The sequence below is a fragment of the Desulfuromonas sp. CSMB_57 genome (genome assembly GCF_020194955.2).
Classification (GTDB): Bacteria; Desulfobacterota; Desulfuromonadia; order Desulfuromonadales; family Syntrophotaleaceae; genus JAFCIY02.
The window spans coordinates 1-17,728 of the sequence record NZ_JAFCIY020000019.1 but is presented as its reverse complement, the minus strand read 5'-3'; the positions used below and the strand labels follow the sequence as shown (position 1 = coordinate 17,728).

Genomic DNA, 17,728 nt, shown 5'->3' with positions numbered 1-17,728 from the left:
GATTTACCCCCCCGTTGCAGCCCGTTCCACGAAGAACTGCCAGAAAGGGTTGGCGAAGATCAGGATCATGGTCACCACAAAGCAGTATATGGCTGTGGATTCGACCATGGCCATGCCGACGAACAGGGTCCGGGTGATAGAGTTGGCCTCGTCCGGCTGCTGAGCCAGGGCCGCCAGGGCCTGGGCCAGAGCCCGCCCTTCGCCGAGGGCCGGACCGATGGCGCCGATGCCGATGCAGAGCCCGGCTGACATGATGGAGGCAACCGCCACCCAAGCAAGGTTATCCATGCGCATCTCCTTTTTTCGTTGTGTCGCCGGTTTCCCGCTGCTGTTCCACCTGGACCGCGGCGGCGATGTACACGGCGGCCAGCACGGCAAAGATGTAGGCCTGTATGGTTCCCGTAAGCAGTCCGAACAGCTGCATGATGACCGGAAAGAACAACGGCGCCACGGCCAGCAGGATGCCGCCAATCATGGCCCCGCTCATGATGTTGCCGAACAGGCGCACGGCCAGGGCCAGGGTCCGGGACAGTTCGCCCATGAGATTGAAGGGCAGCATCAGGGGCGACGGCTGCAGGTAAAGCTTGAGGAAGCCGCGCAGCCCGCGCCGCTGTATGCCCCACAGGGGAACCGCAACGAACACGCACAGGGCCAGGGCGGTGGTGGTGGAAAGGGAACCGGTCGGTGCTTCGTAACCGGGAATGATGGCCAGCAGATTGGCGCACAGCACAAACAGGAACAGGGTGCCGATAAAGGGCAGGAACTCCCGGGGCGGCGACAATCCCATGGCCCGAACCTGCCGTTCCATGCCGACCACCAGGGCTTCCAGAAAATGCTGGCGCCGCTCCAGGCTGTGATCGCTGCGCGCCCGGCGCGTCACCAGCCAGGCGCCACCGGTGAGCAGCAGCATGTTGAGCCAGGTCAGCAGCATGGTCGCATTCAGCTTGAGACCTTGCCATTGCCAGAGAACGACGCTGTCAGGGCTGATGTCCATGATTGGCCTGTGAATTTTCATGGCTATCGTCGGGCAGGTCCTCGCGCAGGGAGTTGCGCAGGCTCAGTCCCAGCCAGACCATGCGCGCCAGGAGGAAACCACCCATGGCCGCGCCCATGGCCAGAATTCCCCAGCGCAACAGAAAATAAAAAACCACCAGAGCGAGAGCCATCCTCAGCAGAAAACTGCCCACCAACCAGCTTCGCGGTCGGCGAATTTTGGGCAGTTCCCGCACCGTCCACCACAGGGCGCCAAAATAGGTGGCTCCGAGCCCCAGCCCGGCCAGCAGGGAGACCAGCAGCTTGACTCCGTCAATGTTTCTCAAGGGTTTCACCCTCCTCGCGGTTTCGTTCCTGTTCGATGATGCGTCGTTCCCTGACCAGCCAGAACCAACCGTTCAAGCATCCCAAGGCCATGCCGACCACCAGCAGCATCAGGGTCCAGGAATAGCGTCCCGGCTTGACCCGATCGATCCAGACGCCGAGGGCGATGCAGGCCACCGCCGGGATCGCCACGGACCAGCCCACCACCCCGAACATGCCGAGCCCGAACCAGGCCTGGTGTTCACCCAGGCGCTGGGCCCGCAGCTTGCGGGCCCGCTTGGCGGCGAGCCGGCGCCGGAACTCTTCGCGCGCCTCCTGGCCCGGGCGTTGGGGGCGATGGTTCTCCGCGGTCATTTCAACTCCATAAAGCGGCGCAAAAAGTCCGTTTCGAGACGGGCCATGGCACTGCGCACCACCCGCTGCTGCTCATCCACGGCCTGAAACCGATTCTCCACCACTTCCATCAATTCCTCAAGGTTCACGCCGGTAATGGCGTTGCGCACCGATACCGCCACCTGGTCCCCTTTTTTCACCAGCACCCCGCGGTCCACCGCCAGGCAGTGGTCCGAACCTTCCGCTGCGGTATAGAACAGCAGGCCGGGCAACAGCGCGGCGACACAGTCGATATGCCGCGGGCGCAGACAGAAAGTGCCTTCCAGCCCCTCCGCCAGCACCGATTGCACCGGCGTGTCGAGCAGCGTTTCCACCGGGGTCTGGACCGTCAGCCTCATGTGCCCTCCTCCCGGTTCGCATCGCCGGCAGCTCCCTGCTTGAGTCGGCGGCGGGCTTCGTCGATGTTGCCGATCATATACAGAACCTTTTCCGGGGCTTCGGTAAATTCGTCATTGAGGATGGCCTCGCAGCCGTCGAGGGCCTCGGCCAGGGATACGGTCCGGCCCTGCATGCCGGTGAACTGCTCGGTGGTGAAAAAGGGCTGAGTGAAAAAACGCTCCAGACGTCGGGCCCGGAAGACGGTGTGCCGATCGTCCCGGGACAATTCCTCCAGACCGAGCATGGCAATGATGTCCTTCAACTCCTCATAGGTGGCCAGGGTGCGACGAATTTCCTGGGCCAGGCGGTAATGACGCTCGCCGACGATGATGGGCGTCAGCATCTTGGACGCGGAGGCCAGGGGATCGATGGCCGGATAGAGGCCTTCGCTGGCCCGCTTGCGCGACAGGACAATGGTCGCCGACAGGTGGGAGAAGGTGTGCACCGCCGCCGGATCGGTAAAATCGTCGGCCGGCACGTAAACCGCCTGGATGGAGGTGATGGCCCCGCGCCGGGTGTTGGCGATGCGCTCCTGTAGTTCGGCCAGTTCCGTGGCCATGGTCGGCTGGTAACCGAGACGGGAGGGCATCAGGCCCAGCATGCCGGAGATTTCCATGCCGGCCTGAATGAAGCGGAAAATGTTGTCGATGAGCAGCAGCACGTCGCGACCCTGATCGTCGCGGAAGTATTCGGCCATGGTCAGGGCGGTGAGGCCGACCCGGAAACGGGCGCCGGGCGGTTCGTTCATCTGCCCGAACACCATCACCGTATTGTCCAGCACACCGGCCTCGCCCATCTCCCGGTAGAGTTCCTCCCCTTCCCGGCAACGTTCGCCGATGCCGCAGAAAATGGACACCCCTTCATGCTGACCGACCATGTTGTGAATCAGTTCGGTGATGAGCACCGTCTTGCCGACTCCGGCGCCCCCGAACAGGCCGGCCTTGCCGCCGCGCTCCAGGGGGGCCAGCACATCGATGGCCTTGATGCCGGTGGTGAAGATTTCGGACTGGGTGGAGCGCTCCATGAGGGCCGCCGGACGGGCCTGGATGGGCCGCCACCGGCAATCGACGATCTCCCCCTTTTCATCGATGGGGCGGCCGAATACATTGAAAACCCGTCCCAGGATGGCGTCGCCGACGGGTGCCTGCAGGGTGCCGCCCGTATCCCGGATGGGTGCGCCGCTGGCCAGTCCCTGGGTGGCGGTCAGAGCCGTGCCCCGGACATGAGCCGCGTCCAGGTGCATGACCACCTCGATGACCACTTCATCCTCCGGGCCCGCCACCAGCAGGGCATTGAGGCGCGGCAGTCGGCCGCTGAAACGGGCATCCACCACGCCGCCGCGCACCGCCACCACGGTTCCTGTCAGGATCTCGGCATCTGCCATGGCCACCCTTCCTGCGACGAGGTCTGTTGCCTCGAACGATTTTAACAGAATCCCGGCCTTTTTGCGCGTCTCGCGAAGGCTTTGGCAATCCCCGGCAAAGGGGGTACAATGGCCCCGTTGCCGGAACCGGCCAACACATCAAAGATTTTCACCATCACGAGGAAGTCCCATGAAGCGTATCCTGTTCAGCCTGCTGTTGTCATTGATTTTAATTGTTCCGAACGGCCACGCCGAGGAAACCGTCCCTGTCGCCTCCGAGCCGAAAGTCGCCCTGCCGGGCATGGCGGAAGTCATGCCGCGCCTGGCCCGGCTGGCGGAAGAAAAAACCCTGCTCGATACTCGCCTCGGCGTTCTTACCAACCTGGCAGCCTTCCAGGCGCCCTTGGGAGAGTTACGCAACCGCAATGCCGAGTTGCAACGGCTCAGCGATCGCCTCGGGACCCCCCAGGAGTGGAGCGTCGACCAGTTGGTACAGGTACGGGCCCTGCTGGACAACCAGAAGGCGGCCGCCTCACGACTGCTGGGTGACGTTTCGGGACGCCTCGAGGAATTGGATACCCTGCACCGTGACTGGTTGGAGCGGCAGGCCTTCTGGGAAGCCTGGCAAAACTCCGTCACTCCCGGCCAACGCCAAATCACCCGTCAGGGCTTCTCCGACGCCCGCCGCCTGCTGCAGCAGATCGAACAGCAATTTGTCGAGGTCAGCCGCCCCCTGGTGGCTCTGCAAAGCGAGGTCACCGAGCTACAGACCGCTCTCAACGCCCAGACGGGTCTTATCGAAGAAGCCCTTGCGGCGCGCCGCGGACAGGTTTTTCAAAAAACGGGGCCGTCCTTCCTCAACTCCGACTTCTATCGGCAGTTCAACCCGCAGCTTTGGACCTCTTTTCTCGGCAGCCTGAAACGGTTGGGGGAAATGGACGCTTTTTTCTGGCACACCCAGGGCTGGCTGGCGGTTCTGCAGCTGCTGGGGGCCGCCCTGGTGGCAGGGACCCTGATAGTGCAAAGGAGACGGGCGGCCGAGGTGGCGGCTTGGAATTTCCTGCTGCGCCATCCCGTGGCCGCCGGAATTTTCGTATCCATCGTTGCCCTGGGGTCTGTCTATCGCACCCCACCGCCTCTGTGGCGCCTGGTTCTCGGTGCCCTGGCGGCCTTTTCCGCAGCGGTATTGGCAGCGGAACTACTGCGGCATCGTCGCAAGAACCTGCTGGTGTTTCTGCTGGCCTCGGTCTACGTCGTCTCGCTGGCTTTACAAGCCATCGTTCTTCCGGAACCCCTCTATCGCCTTTATCTGAGTCTGCTGTGCATTCTAGGCATCCCGGGCCTCCTGTGGCTGGCGGCACGCGAGCGGCAGGCAACGGACGCACCAAGTGGCTTTACCCTGCTGCTGAAACTGGGCGCCCTGCTCCTCGGAGTGGCCCTGCTGGCCCAATTCGGCGGCTTCGTCAGCTTGGCGGCGCGACTGCTGGAAAGCTCTCTGGCGAGCATCTTCATCGGCCTGTTCACCGCCATGACCTTGCGCCTCGGGGTCGGCGGCATGGCCCTGGTGTTGCGCTACGGTCTGTTCCGTCAACGGCGGTTCTTTCGGGTCCACGGTGCCGAACTGACGGCTCGCCTGGAGTGGCTGGTCAAGGTTTTCATCCTGACCTACGCCGGCCTGCACCTGTTGGTGGCCTGGCGCCTGTTCCCCACCGTCGGTGAGGCCTGGCACCGCCTGCTCGACTTCAGCTTTGCGTGGGGCAGTGGCCAGTTGTCCCTGAAAATGCTGTTGTGGTTTGCCATCGTCATCTACGCTGCGGTGGTCTGCTCCTGGTTCCTGCGCACCATGCTGGATGAGGAATTCTTCCCGCGTCGTCGAATGGATCGCGGCGTCCGCGATTCGGTCAAGAAATTACTGCACTACTCGGTGGTGTTGCTGGGCTTTTTTCTGGCCCTGAGCATGGCCGGCATCGACCTGAAAAACTTCGCCGTCCTGGCCGGGGCACTGGGTATCGGTATCGGCTTCGGCCTGCAGAACATCGTCAACAATTTCATCAGCGGACTGATCCTGCTCTTTGAACGGCCCATCAAGGTCGGCGACATGGTGGTGGTGGACAACGAATGGGGCACCGTGCGCAAGATCGGCCTGCGCTCCACCACCGTCGAAACCTTCGACCTGGCGGAGCTCATCGTCCCCAATTCCCTCCTGGTTTCGGAGAAGGTGACCAACTGGACCCTGAGCAATTCCCGCAGTCGATTGGTCATTCCCGTCGGCGTAGCTTACGGCAGCGATGTACCCAAGGTACTGACCATCCTCGCCGAAGCGGCCCGGCAGCATCCGGATGTTCTTAAAGAACCGGAACCCTCTCCCATCTTCGTCGCCTTCGGCGACAGTTCCCTGGATTTCGAATTGCGTGTCTGGATGGCGGACGCCCAAAAACGGCTCCTGGTGCGCAATGACCTGCTGCAGTACATCGACCGCCGGTTCCGCGAGGAAGGCGTGGAAATTCCTTTTCCGCAGCGCGATTTGCACCTTCGGTCCGTCGATTCGGCCATTATCGGCGGCATGCAGGAAAAACCGGCCCCGCCGCGGTCAGAATAAGCCCCCGGCAAGACCGCAGGAGTCAGATCCCCCCAATGCCAGAGAAGTTATTGTTGCCCGGCCTAGGCCCGTTCGAGGGCGGCAATGTCGAATTTTTTCTCCTTGAGGAAAGCCCGGGTCACGCGGGCGCGCTGTTCAGATGTGCCGGCCAGCAGGGTGTAGAGCACCCAGGGAGCCTGGCGCTCCGCCGCGGCGCCATGATGCCGACGGCGCGCAGGTTGGCGGAATCGCCTTGCCGATGTTCGGCAGCTCTTTGAGTGTTCCAGCCCGAATTAGGGCTGGTAAAGGATTATGTGTAAATGGCTCTCGCGGGTTAAAGGGCCGGCATTCTGCCCTCGAAGAGGATCGTGATTTGGTTCACCAGAGGTTGTCTTTTGAGGCCATGTGCGCTTCATTTGCCGTTAAGAGGAAAATGGCAGTTTTTTATTCACGGACTTCCCATACTTGACTACACTTGAACTGGTTTTTTGTCGAGCTGTCTATAACTAATATTTCTTCTTTTAATGTGATCGGATAAAAAGACAATACTTCTCCAGAAACTATAGAGTCCGATGGACAGTATGGTGAAATATTCAAGGTTCTTGATACTTCTTTTGTGCAGTTATAATGTGTTGCCTTATATTCATATTTCTTTTTTTCAAAATTAACCTCGAAATAATCACTCGCATAATCACGCATGTCTTTGAAATTATACATTTGTTTAACCTTGTTGATAATCAATATCTTCTTTCCCGATAAAACCATGTTCTTTGTCCATTGCAAACATGAACCTTCCTCCTGAACAAGGGTCTTCGAGTGGTTCGGTCGGGCCAGAATATCAAAAAATTGCTTCATCTCGTCGCGCTTGTCCCGTTTGTACTCGATTTTGTTGAGCTGGCTCCGGACCGCGGCAGCGTCGGCAACACCGGGTGCCAGTTCCAAGTAGCGGTTGAGGCTGGAGACGGCACCTTCAAGATCGTCGAGCTTCTCGCGAACCAGGCCGAGATTGTAGTGGGCTTCCGGCCAGTCTGGCGCCAAGCGGACAGCTTCCTCGAATTCCCTGGCAGCAGCTGCAAAATCGCTTTGTGTTTCCGCCATTTCCACGGCGGCCGTGCCGCGATCGAAGTAGCGCCGGGCCTGCTCGCCCACAGGCACCTGCGCGAGGGCCTGAACAGCAAAACCAAGCATGCACAACGTCACGGTCATCAGCAAATTCGGAAACCGCATGTTTACCTCCCCCTCAGGACAATCGGCCGGGTCGAGACCAGGAAGAACCTGCCGACATGCTTGTCGTCGAAAAAGTCGGCCGGCGTGATATCAACGGCCCCCAGGCCGAAAAGATGCCGCTCCTTGTCCATGGCAACACCGGTCGCCTTGGCCACCGCGATCGCCGCCCGCTCCGAGCACACCACGCTGCTGCCCAGCAGGCCGTAATCCGACGCCCTCTGCAGGGCGGCTTCGCGGGCGACTTCCCAGAGTTTCCTGCCATCGACCTGCGCCTGGGGCTTGGCGATGTAAACCGGGCGATTGCCGTACCGGCGTATCAACTCCACCTCGTTGATGATCCGGCTCCCTTCCAGGGTATGGTCCAGGAACAGCAGCTCTTCCTTGACCTTCCGGACAAAGGTCAGAACATGTGAGGCCTTCCCATACCTCAACTCCTCACTGGAAACATTGGCGGGGGAAACCAGGGAATCGAGCGCCCGGTAAAGCGGGTCGGCCCTCTTGATCGCACCGGCGACGGATGAATCATCCGGCCCGATCAGGAGCACATCACCGGGGCGCAGATCCTCCAATTCCTTGGGACGAGCCGCGGGATTCGGCACCCGGATCGCCTTGATGGAGGCCAGTACTTCGTTGCGCCACTTGTTGTCATAGGCAACGGATTGCCGGATCAATTCCTGCTGTCTGCGCAGCCACTCAGCCTGCGTGTTATCAAACGCATGCTGTTCCTGGCGAACGGCGGTGCTGGTCTGAGCGGTCGAAGTAACAACCGGCGGGGTGCCGGACTTGAGGGCCAGCCCCTGACCGGCCGATCCGGCGGTTTTCAGCCCCAGGCCGGGGGTCCCCGAACTGCCCCCCTTGATGGAGTGCAGCAACTGCTGCTTTGCCTTGTCGAAGGCCTGCTGCCGCTCTGTTTCGAGCCGCTCTCTTGCTAGTCTTTCCCTCTCCTGGCGCGCTCTCTCCTCGTCGTCCCGGGATGACCCATAACTCTGATGGCTGCCGTTTGGGCTTGAAGACGTTGCCTTCTTGAACACAGGCATGACTCGGGCGTAAGGGTCCGGGCATTCCATCTGCATGGCCTTTTCGGCAAGGCCGGGTGTGATGCGGTCGTTTCGCCACATCTCCAGTTGCGACCGGCACTCGACAAGCATCGGTTCGTCCAGGGCCCGAACGTCCTGCGCGACGGCAGACAGGATGAGCAGGCCAATGATGATTGCATATTTCATGATCACTCTCCGTATTACCGACCGACCCGCTTCAGAACAATCCGGCCCGAACATTGATGGTATCCATCCTGCTTTCTCGTGGTTCTTAAATCCATATTCCGACCGAAGCCGCCGGCAGATAATTCCCCCTCCAAAATGTTTTCGGCGATTTGACGCAGGGTGAACGTAGCTTCCCAGGGGCACAGGGAAGGCTGGACATTCGCCGCGCAGGTATACATGAACGCCTTGTCGATCATGACGGCTTCCCCTTCCCGTCTGACCGGAGCAAAGGGCGCATCCTTAAGAAGGTGTCCATACCGGAATTTGCTGCTCAGAATACGTCCCCGGTTGCCATCAGGGCCGTTAGTTATCTCGAGTTGCAGGTCATCGAAAAGAAACCCGCTGAACAGTATCGTGTCGCCAGTGACCAGGTAGGTGGTCGGTGAGCAGGATACCTGAGAAGCCGATACATCGGCCTTCCAGATTCCGCCGACGTCATTTCGTTGGTGCAGATATTGCCAGCGATAGATCGCCTCGCGAACCTGATCGGCATCGGCAGCCCCGGGCACGATCTTCAGGTAGGTATGCATATTGTCGATTGCCGCCTGGTAATTGCCGGCCTTCTCATAGATCAAGCCCAGATTGTAGTAGACATCCGGCCACTGCGGCGCTGCCCGTTTGGCATTTTCCATCTCCCGGGCGGCGGCTTCGAAATCAGAGATGGAGCGTGCCATCTCCACCGCCGCCAGGCCACGGGTGAAATACCTGAAAGCCTCTTCGGAGACCGCCTGTTCCGCGACCGCAATACCCCTCTGGGAGAGAAAGAGGCAGGCCGCAATGACGAGAATGAAGCCGACCCTCAAGCCGAACTTCAGCCCGGCTGTCTTGTTTGAAGAACAAGTCTGTCTCATAAGGACTTCCTATTCTCGATGTGTATTTCCAATTTTTTGCCCCCTGCCGACCAGATAATAGGCGAATGGAAGGAGTATGGCGACAGTAGTTGCCAGGACATACAGAGGCTGTTTGCCGTTCGCCGTGGGTGTCGTCATCATGACGCTGCCAAGGGCAACGGTTGCAAAGGCCAGCCCTGCAAGACAGACTATCAGCCAGACCAGCTTGTTGTTCCCCTTAAACTCCCCCGTGACCACATCCAGCAGAGCCAGCGAGGAAAGGATCACCCCGAAACCTGCCGGACCGGCATCAATTGAGGCCAGAATTCCCCACACGATGGCAATAATGACGATGACCAGGATGATTTTTAATGTCTTTGGCATGATCCATTCGCTTTCTTAAATAGTTGTCGACTTGGGCGCCAAGAATTGTCGAGTCGGTTCACTGCAGGAATAACTGGATGCAAAGCAATAAGACTATGACAAACAGCAAAAGCAACAACCAGGCCAGAAAACTCGATCTCTTCATCTCGACGGGCGACAACGGAGGCGCTCCGGTCGAGGGCGCTCGTTTGGCCAGCCGCCTCTCCGAAACCATGAAGACCGCAAGTCCTGCAACCGCTGCCAAAAGCGGCGGCCAGACATCCCCGCCTTTCCCGTGGGTCGCAACCCAGGACGCCATTCCGAACCCGATGACCGCTGCCATGCCTCCCAGCAATTTGCCGAGCATCAGCGGCAACCGCCTCAATTCCCTACCGGGCTGTCGCGAGAAATCACCCATGTCGTCCCAAAAGCCAGCGCCATGTGCCATTACCACGGTTGCTTCATTATCTGCTCGCGCTTGGCCCGGTATTCCATTTCCGAGAGCAGGCCATCGTTTTTCAGGGCCTCCAGGGCGCGCAGGCGCTCATCAAAGCCACTGGTTTTTTCCAAGTGAATATCGATGAGGGAGCTGTCGGTTGGGGATGCCCGCTTTGACAACATCCTGACGTAAAAGACGATGATCGCCAAGCAGGCCACGACCCAGATAAGGAAGAACAGGCCGATGAGGAGTTTCAAGCCGATTTCGGAGTCGGGAGTCTCCTGCAGAACGACAAAGCCGAACCCCAGGCCGAACAGCAGAAACAGTGCCACCACGACGATGCCGATTTTTGCCTGCAGAACCGTCAGGCCTCCCGGCGTCACTTGCCCCTTGTGTGTCATCTTGACATCTCCCCGTCGCGGTGATCTGAATGTTCCTGCCCGCCAAGGCAGACGGCCGTGCACGCTTCCCTGGTATCGAAGGGCACGGTCCCCTGGCAGCCCCCGAAAAAAAACTTCTTGCAGTTTCCCTGAGCCATGTCGAAGTAATACTTCTCGAAAAGACCCTTGCACGGGCCCGGATCGGGTTGAAGTGCACAGCGGGGGTCTTGCCGAGCGGGCGTGTCGTGGCTCCTCTCCTCGAGAGCCACCTCAATCTGCTCCCCAGGCAGCAGCCACGGGTTGGCGGGCTGCCCTTCGGCGTGGCCGTAAGCCTTGGGGATTGCTTTTCCCGGATCGTCCATAATATCCCGGTCAAAGGAATAATCGCCCCAGTAGCTGACCATCTGCATGAAGACCTGACGGCCGCCGAAAAACGCTTCCGCTTCAGGATAAATTCGTGCGAGATCGTCGACAGGCACGGCGGCCGAAGTGCTGACCTGCACGTGCTGGTTGAAGGCAGGGAGGCCGAGACAGCTTTCATAGGCTCCAATCGAAGGCTTGCAAAGCGTGCCGGGAAGAAGCAAAACCAATTCAATGGCCCCCTTGCCGCCGAAGGTATTCGAGGTCTTGAGCGGGTAGTAAAGACTCTTGCCGGCGAACCGGTAGGCAATCGGTTCGATGAAACGCGTTTCCTCGGCAACCTCCACATAATCGAGGACGAAATATGGAATGCCGCGTTTCACGTAATCGTCCACAATCGCTTCGGCCGTGACGTATTCCGCCTTGGTGGGAAGCCCCTTCCTCTCGAAATAGGTGTTCACCCACGCCCTGAACTGGGCGGCATCATTCACCTTGATGAGGGTCATGTCGTGGAAGCCAAGTTTTTCGTGGAGGAGCAACTCCACGGATGCGCCTTCTGTTCCGCCTCCCTTGCTGGCCATCAGGAACTGCAGGCGGTGTTTCTTCATCACCTCGGCCAGGATGTCAAAGGTCGCTTCCGGTGCCTTCGTGATCCGGGGTTCGGAAGGAAAGGGAATGAAGCGAAGGATGCCGGTTTTCCGGTCCCCCTTGAGGTCGGTGCCGAGGATCAGGACCTCCTCCGTTCCATTGTGAAGGATGATCGCCTTCTGCGAGTCCTCGCGGATGGCAGCATCACTCGCATGGATCTGCCCCATGTCGGCACAAGCATTCTGGACAACCGCCAGAAAGGCGGCCACCACAAGGGATGACCAGAGTATCCGGCTTGTTACGCTCCGTCTCACAGGCAATCCTCGCCATGCTTGAGCATTAAGGGAATACCCGAAATTTGATGGTGTCGCAAAAACTGACCAACTGCTGCATTGATGCAATTGCTCTCGTCACCGCAGCGTACCTAAGTGCAAAAAACACCCCAATTTGTCGAAGGTGAGGTTATGCCTATTCATAATGACCCTCCAGCAATTCGATCCTCCAAAATACCGTACCTGTCGAGGGTCATGGTAATTGAGCACCTTGACCCGGGTCAGGGTCAGCGGAATTGAGCACCCCGGGGTCAACTTAATTGAGCAGTTTTGCCGGAGGCGGGGTCAGCGTTTTTGAGCACCCCGCCCTGATCTTCGGTGGGCTCCCCAGCCGCCTTGGCTTTATTCTGCCGGGATTTGAATCCCGACAGGAGGCGCCATGGCAAGGAGGCCCATTCCCATGATTGAGCTCGACGAGTTGATGTACCGCTGGCAGCAGGGGCACACCATCTCCCAACTTTCCCGCAGCCTCGGCCAGTCCCGACAGACGGTACGCAAGTACCTGCGACTGGCCGAAAAACACGGGGCGACTCGCGATGGCGATCAAGCCCAGCGCACCCGGGTGCTGGCGGCCATGCGTGCTGCCGGAGTGAAACCGGCAGTGCAAACATCGCCTTCTCATCGACGGCTGGCACCGTACCAGGAGCAGATCCGGGCCTGGCTGGGGGAACCGGACATGACCATGAAACAAATCTGGCGCCTGCTGCGCGAGCGCGGCGTCAAGCTCAGCTACCCCAGCGTCAAACGCTTTGTCCACAGTACCTTGGCGCCGATCACGCCAAGGGTGACGGTGCGAATCGAGACACCGCCGGGGCAGCAGGCCCAAGTGGATTTCGGCAGCGCCCGGGTACGCTTCGGCGAGAAGGTGCGACAACTGTGGGTGTTCGTGCTGACGCTCTCCTTCAGTCGCCATCGCTTCGTGCGCTTCGTCGAACGGCAGGACCTGCCGAACTGGCTCGACTGCCACGTGCGCGCCTTCGAGTTCTTCGGCGGCGTGCCCAAGACGGTCCTGCTCGACAACCTCAAAGCCGGCGTGGTCCGCCCCGACCTCTACGATCCCACCATCAACCGGGCTTATGCCGAACTGGAGCGTCATTATGGCTTCGTGGTCGACCCCGCCAAGGTGGCAACTCCGGAGCACAAGGGCAAGGTGGAACGCCAAGTGCCGGTAGTGCGCCAGCAACTGGTTGCCGGTCGCAGCTATGTCGATCTGGCCGACCTCAACCAAAAGGCGCTTGTGTGGTGCCGCGAGCAGGTCGGACGCGAACTCCACGGCACCACCTGCGAGGCGCCAATGGCGCGCTTCGAGCAGTTGGAGCAGGCAACCCTGCGGCCCCTGCCGGCGCAACCCTTCGACCCGCCGACTTGGGCCGAGGCAAAGGTCCATCCCGACCATCACCTGGTCTTCGAACGCAGCTACTACTCGCTGCCGACCCGCTTTGTCGGCAAAACGGTGTGGGTGCGGGCAACCCGGCGGCTGGTCGAAATCTACTGCGACGATGCCCTGGTGAAGACCCATCCCCGGGCGAATCGGCGCGGCAGTTGGGTGACCGACCAAACCGACTACCCAGAGGCCGCCAAGGCGTTTCTCTTCGCCCATCCGGCGTATTGCCGCCAACAGGCTGCGGAACTCGGCCCCCATGTGGCCCGCATGGTTGAGGAAATCCTCGCCGACCACGCCATCCGCAACCTGCGCAAGGCGCAAGGCGTGCTGCGCCTGGCTGACAAGTACGGACCCCGGCGGCTGGACGAGGCCTGTGATTATCTGTTCCACTTCGGCGCCACCGAACTGCGTCGCCTGACCCATGTGCTGGAAAACGGGATCCCCCTCTACTGGCGTTCCGCTCAGGAACTGCGCCCGGCGTCGTTGACCGAACAGGCTTTGGGCTTTCTCCATCCGCCGGAGAGCTTTGCCGCCAAGGAGGTGGCCCGATGAGCGCGACCGCCGCCCTGACCAGCCAGCTCAAGGCCCTCAAGCTCGGCCGCATGCTCGACACGCTCGATGTGCGGCTGCTGCAGGCTCGCCAGGACCAACTCGGCTACCTGGAGTTTCTCCAACTGCTGCTGCAGGACGAGATCGAACGCCGCAAGACCCAGAGCCTGCGGCTGCGCCTGCAGCGCGCCAGCTTCGAGGAGCCCAAGACTCTCGAGGAGTTCGACTTCGCAGGCAGCCCCACCCTGAATCCCGCCGCCATCCGTGACCTGGCCACCGGTCTGTTCATCGAACGCCGGGAGCATGTCTTGCTCTACGGTCCCGCCGGCACCGGCAAGACCCACCTCGCCCAAGCTCTGGGTCACCATGCCTGCCGCTGTGGACGCTCGGTGCTGTTTCTCAAGGCGGTCAAGCTCTTCCGTACCCTGCAGGCCTCCCGCGCCGACAACTCCTGGGATGCCGAACTGAGACGGTTGCTCGCCCCGGATCTGCTCATCATCGACGACTTCGGCCTTAAACCGATGACCATGACCCAGGCCGAGGATTTCTACGAAATCGTCGCCGAGCGTCACCTGCGCGGCTCGATCATCGTCACCTCCAACCGGCCACCGGCCGACTGGCTCACCCTGTTTCCCGACCCGGTGATGGCCAATTCGGCTCTCGACCGACTGGCCCACAACGCCCATCATTTCGTCATGAAAGGAGAGTCGTACCGGAAGAAGATGCGCCCGAATTCCCCGGCACCGACAACCAACCAAACCGAGCACACCGAAGGTCAAACTGCTCAATAACCGTGACCCCGGCCCTGCTCAATAACGCTGACCCTTGACAGTTACATGAAAGCGAAAGGCATTCTATCGGGAGACAGCACGTGCTTAAAAAGAGATGAGGTAAGTGCCATCAGCAGTGGCATTTTTTGAAAATTATAAATCTGGGGGGTGCCGTGATTAAAAACATGGAGATTCGCAATAAAATTCTTCTTCCAATTTCCTTTCTTTTTATTGTCGTCTTTTCATTGACTGCCGGATTTATATTTTTCAATGCCCGCCGCAGTAGCATCGAATCAGCTAACAAGCTTGCAATAGAAACGGCGTCCCACTATGGGGCAAAGATCCAGTCTGAATTAACTGGGGCCATGACGGCTGCACGCACTCTATCGTCGTTGCTAGAAGCTGCTGCTGCTGCTCCAGAAAGCGTTAACCGCCTTGAGTTGGATCGGGCCTTGCAGAAAGTTTTGCTTTCCAAAGAGACATTTCTAGGAGTTTATGTTGTTTTTGAGCCAAATGCTCTAGACGGACGAGACAGGCTATTTCAAAACCGCAACTGGCATGACGCAAGTGGTCGTTATTACCCTTATTTTTTTCGTCAGGATGGCAAAATTGGCATTGAGCCCTGCGATGACTATGAGACTGAAGACTACTACAGGTTAGCCAAGGACAGTGGGCGCGAGGTTATTCTCGAACCTTACCCTGAGGAATCTGCGGGTGGAATTTTAATTACTAGTGTCGGCGTTCCGATTCTCAAGGACGGGGCCGTGATCGGTGTTGTTGGGATCGATATAGCCCTGCGTGATTGCCAGCCCTTGGTCAGGGCAGCTACGCCGATGGGAACCGGCCATGGAATATTGGTCAGCCACGGTGGTCTCATCGTTGCTCATCCTGAAGAATCGTACAGTGGGAAACAATTGTCGGAAATATTGGAACAGGCTCTCGCGGTCAGAGTTGTTGCCGCCATGCGTGCTGGCCAGATTCACGAGGAGGTAAGTCGCCGCAAGGGCCAGGCTTTGGAGGACCTGATCATCAGTGTGCCCTTTGAAGTGGGTGAGGCCGCCACGCCTTGGAGTTTCGTGGCCGTCGTTCCGATGAAAACCATCCTCGCGGAATCCCGGGCCCTTTTCGGCTTAGGGAGTGGTATGGTCGTAGGTGCCATCATGGTGCTGATAGCGATTGTCTACTTTATTGCCCGTTCTGTTTCCAATCCCATTCATCGCATTCTGGAGATGGTCCAGGGCCTTGAAAAGGGTCAGTTGAATTGCCGATTGAAGATGAATCGGAAGGATGAAGTAGGGCGGTTGGCCTTGACGATGGACGCCTTTGCCGACAACCTTCGGGACGAAGTTCTGGAGGCCTTCAACTGCCTTGCCGCCGGCGATTTCACCTTCAAGGCCAAGGGCTTGATTCGCGAGCCTTTAGCCAAGGCGAATGCCGCAATCTGCGATTTGATCCAGCAAATCCAGTTGACCGGCAAGCAGATTGCCGCCGGCAGCAGCCAGATTGCCGACGGCAGCCAAAGCCTGTCCCAGGGAGCGACCGAGTCCGCCGCTTCCCTGGAAGAAATATCGGCCTCCATGACCGAGGTGGGTTCTCAGACCAAGCAGTCGGCAGAGCATGCCAACATGGCCAGGCAGATGGCCAGCCAGGCCAAGGCTGCTGCAGAAAAGGGGGATCAGCAGATGCGGGAGATGGTGTCGGCCATGGACGAGATCAGCGAAGCCGGCAAGAACATCTCCAAAATCATCAAGGTCATTGATGAAATAGCGTTCCAGACCAATCTGCTGGCCCTCAATGCGGCCGTCGAAGCCGCGCGGGCCGGACAGCATGGCAAAGGGTTTGCGGTCGTTGCCGAGGAAGTGCGCAACCTGGCGGCCCGCAGCGCCCAGGCGGCCAAGGAAACGGCAGTGCTCATCGAAGGGTCCGTGGACAAGACCCAGTATGGCGCGCAAATTGCCGCACAAACGGCATCGGCCCTGGACGAGATCGTGCAGGGCATTGTCAAGGTCACGGACCTGGTCAACGAAATCGCGGCTGCTTCCAGTGAGCAGGCCCAGGCGATTGGGGAAATCAATACCGGATTGGGGCAAATCGATCTGGTGACGCAGTCGAATACGGCCAATGCCGAAGAAAGTGCCGCAGCGGCCGAGGAATTGTCCGGTCAAGCCGAACAGTTGCGCCAGATGCTGCTGCGGTTCAAACTCGATCAGCAAGTGGGTCGGGATGCGGCTTTCGAGGACAAAGGTGGGCTTCAGGCCCTTTCCTCGCGAATCGGCAAGGCATACGATTCAAAGCTGCTTCTCGCTGATAATAGAACTGGTATTGCAAAAGAACGTACTCCGAGCGATATCATCGCCTCGGAAGATCGCGAATTCGGAAAATATTAGCAGGCTGTCGAAAAACGGCTGTGGAGCCAAGTGCTGGGATTTTTATTAATGTGGCGACGGTTTTGAATGGGCGCCCTTGGTGGTTTGTTTAACCGCCAAGGGCGTTTCTGCGCGGATTCTTTGCCGGCCAGAGGGCTTTTGTAAATATTTGAGTTCAAACCAAAGCAGCCAACTGGTCATGGGCTTTTGGAAACATTATGGGATAGACTTCTTGCTCTGCTATCGCAGTTCGGTCATTTACAAATCGTCTGCTTGATAGAAAGTGCTTTTGAGAAGAAGGCTAAGCGCCCGCCGTGATGGCCGCCCTGGCCAGCTCGTCGCAGCGCTCGTTCTCCGGGTGGCCATTGTGGCCGCGTACCCAGTGCCACTCCACCTGGTGTTTTGAGGTCAGCTCCAACAGTCGCTCCCACAGGTCGCGGTTGGCAACCTCCTCCTTTTTGGAGTTCTTCCAGCCCTTTTTGCGCCAGCCGTGGATCCACTCGGTGATGCCCTTGTAGAGGTACTGGGAGTCGGTGGTGACCCGCGCCCGGCAGGGGCGCTTGAGGGCCTCCAGCCCGGCGATGGCGGCCATCATCTCCATGCGGTTGTTGGTGGTCTGGGCCTCGAAGCCGGAGAGTTCCTTGGTGTGGCCATCCCAGCGCAGCAGGGTGCCCCAGCCGCCGGGTCCGGGGTTACCGGAGCAGGCGCCGTCGCTGAAGATTTCCACCACGGCGGTCGAATCGGACATGGGTTCCTCGCTGCAGAAGTTGGGACGAAGCGGCTGAAATGAAACGAAAACAGCCCATCACCGGTGAGATGATGGGCTGTTGACATGTGGCGTCCCCAGGG

The 17,728-nt window shown here is 59.4% G+C and carries 18 protein-coding genes; 4 read left to right on the top strand and 14 right to left on the bottom strand.

Features of this window, described 5'->3' with window-relative positions:
• Positions 1–3: 3 nt before the first annotated feature.
• From JQN68_RS04470 to atpD, 6 genes are read right to left on the bottom strand one after another with little or no spacing between them, the layout of a single operon-like run.
• Positions 4–288 (bottom strand): F0F1 ATP synthase subunit C, encoded by a 285-nt coding sequence (locus tag JQN68_RS04470; protein WP_225073507.1) that lies wholly within the window; start codon positions 286–288, stop codon positions 4–6.
• Positions 281–994, bottom strand: coding sequence for a F0F1 ATP synthase subunit A (locus JQN68_RS04465; protein ID WP_225073506.1), 714 nt, complete (start codon positions 992–994; stop codon positions 281–283). Before JQN68_RS04465 ends, JQN68_RS04470 begins: the two co-directional genes overlap by 8 nt.
• Entirely contained in the window at positions 978–1,319 is a 342-nt protein-coding gene (locus tag JQN68_RS04460; protein ID WP_225073505.1) for an ATP synthase subunit I, read from the bottom strand. Before JQN68_RS04460 ends, JQN68_RS04465 begins: the two co-directional genes overlap by 17 nt.
• Positions 1,306–1,671, bottom strand: coding sequence for an AtpZ/AtpI family protein (locus JQN68_RS04455; protein WP_225073504.1), 366 nt, complete (start codon positions 1,669–1,671; stop codon positions 1,306–1,308). The genes JQN68_RS04460 and JQN68_RS04455 overlap by 14 nt, the downstream gene beginning before the upstream one ends.
• Entirely contained in the window at positions 1,668–2,048 is a 381-nt protein-coding gene (locus JQN68_RS04450; protein WP_225073503.1) for a F0F1 ATP synthase subunit epsilon, read from the bottom strand. The genes JQN68_RS04455 and JQN68_RS04450 overlap by 4 nt, the downstream gene beginning before the upstream one ends.
• Positions 2,045–3,472 carry a F0F1 ATP synthase subunit beta gene (gene atpD, locus JQN68_RS04445; protein ID WP_225073502.1) on the bottom strand — a complete coding sequence of 476 codons (1,428 nt, stop codon included), beginning with the start codon at positions 3,470–3,472 and terminating at the stop codon, positions 2,045–2,047. Before atpD ends, JQN68_RS04450 begins: the two co-directional genes overlap by 4 nt.
• A gap of 169 nt (positions 3,473–3,641) precedes the next feature.
• Here atpD and JQN68_RS04440 point away from each other — a divergent pair, with 169 nt between their 5' ends.
• A complete protein-coding gene (locus JQN68_RS04440) occupies positions 3,642–6,050 on the top strand; it encodes a mechanosensitive ion channel domain-containing protein (RefSeq protein ID WP_225073501.1) in 2,409 nt (802 codons plus the stop codon).
• Between the two features lie 423 nt (positions 6,051–6,473).
• Here JQN68_RS04440 and JQN68_RS04435 read toward each other — a convergent pair whose 3' ends face one another.
• The 7 genes from JQN68_RS04435 to JQN68_RS04405 all read right to left on the bottom strand — a co-directional run bounded on the left by JQN68_RS04435 (position 6,474) and on the right by JQN68_RS04405 (position 11,792).
• Entirely contained in the window at positions 6,474–7,256 is a 783-nt protein-coding gene (locus JQN68_RS04435) for a tetratricopeptide repeat protein (protein ID WP_225073671.1), read from the bottom strand.
• A 2-nt stretch (positions 7,257–7,258) separates the two neighbouring features.
• Positions 7,259–8,479, bottom strand: coding sequence for a hypothetical protein (locus JQN68_RS04430; protein ID WP_225073672.1), 1,221 nt, complete (start codon positions 8,477–8,479; stop codon positions 7,259–7,261).
• A 14-nt stretch (positions 8,480–8,493) separates the two neighbouring features.
• On the bottom strand, positions 8,494–9,369 hold the full coding sequence (locus tag JQN68_RS04425) for a tetratricopeptide repeat protein (protein WP_225073673.1): 876 nt from the start codon (positions 9,367–9,369) through the stop codon (positions 8,494–8,496).
• 9 nt (positions 9,370–9,378) lie between these two features.
• Positions 9,379–9,732 carry a hypothetical protein gene (locus JQN68_RS04420; protein ID WP_225073674.1) on the bottom strand — a complete coding sequence of 118 codons (354 nt, stop codon included), beginning with the start codon at positions 9,730–9,732 and terminating at the stop codon, positions 9,379–9,381.
• Between the two features lie 58 nt (positions 9,733–9,790).
• Positions 9,791–10,087 (bottom strand): hypothetical protein, encoded by a 297-nt coding sequence (locus JQN68_RS04415; RefSeq protein WP_249621029.1) that lies wholly within the window; start codon positions 10,085–10,087, stop codon positions 9,791–9,793.
• A 71-nt stretch (positions 10,088–10,158) separates the two neighbouring features.
• Positions 10,159–10,551 (bottom strand): hypothetical protein, encoded by a 393-nt coding sequence (locus JQN68_RS04410; protein ID WP_225073676.1) that lies wholly within the window; start codon positions 10,549–10,551, stop codon positions 10,159–10,161.
• Positions 10,548–11,792 carry a BPTI/Kunitz-type proteinase inhibitor domain-containing protein gene (locus tag JQN68_RS04405; RefSeq protein ID WP_249621028.1) on the bottom strand — a complete coding sequence of 415 codons (1,245 nt, stop codon included), beginning with the start codon at positions 11,790–11,792 and terminating at the stop codon, positions 10,548–10,550. The genes JQN68_RS04410 and JQN68_RS04405 overlap by 4 nt, the downstream gene beginning before the upstream one ends.
• A 418-nt stretch (positions 11,793–12,210) precedes the next feature.
• On the opposite strand from JQN68_RS04405, the gene istA reads away from it, so the two are divergent.
• The 3 genes from istA to JQN68_RS04390 all read left to right on the top strand — a co-directional run bounded on the left by istA (position 12,211) and on the right by JQN68_RS04390 (position 16,900).
• Positions 12,211–13,746 carry an IS21 family transposase gene (istA, locus tag JQN68_RS04400; protein WP_225073678.1) on the top strand — a complete coding sequence of 512 codons (1,536 nt, stop codon included), beginning with the start codon at positions 12,211–12,213 and terminating at the stop codon, positions 13,744–13,746.
• Positions 13,743–14,534 carry an IS21-like element helper ATPase IstB gene (istB, locus tag JQN68_RS04395; protein WP_225073679.1) on the top strand — a complete coding sequence of 264 codons (792 nt, stop codon included), beginning with the start codon at positions 13,743–13,745 and terminating at the stop codon, positions 14,532–14,534. Before istA ends, istB begins: the two co-directional genes overlap by 4 nt.
• Before the next feature lie 152 nt (positions 14,535–14,686).
• Positions 14,687–16,900, top strand: a complete 2,214-nt coding sequence (locus JQN68_RS04390; protein ID WP_225073680.1) for a methyl-accepting chemotaxis protein — start codon at positions 14,687–14,689, stop codon at positions 16,898–16,900.
• A 280-nt stretch (positions 16,901–17,180) separates the two neighbouring features.
• Here JQN68_RS04390 and rnhA read toward each other — a convergent pair whose 3' ends face one another.
• Positions 17,181–17,627 (bottom strand): ribonuclease HI, encoded by a 447-nt coding sequence (rnhA, locus tag JQN68_RS04385; protein ID WP_249621027.1) that lies wholly within the window; start codon positions 17,625–17,627, stop codon positions 17,181–17,183.
• Between the last annotated feature and the right edge of the window lie 101 nt (positions 17,628–17,728).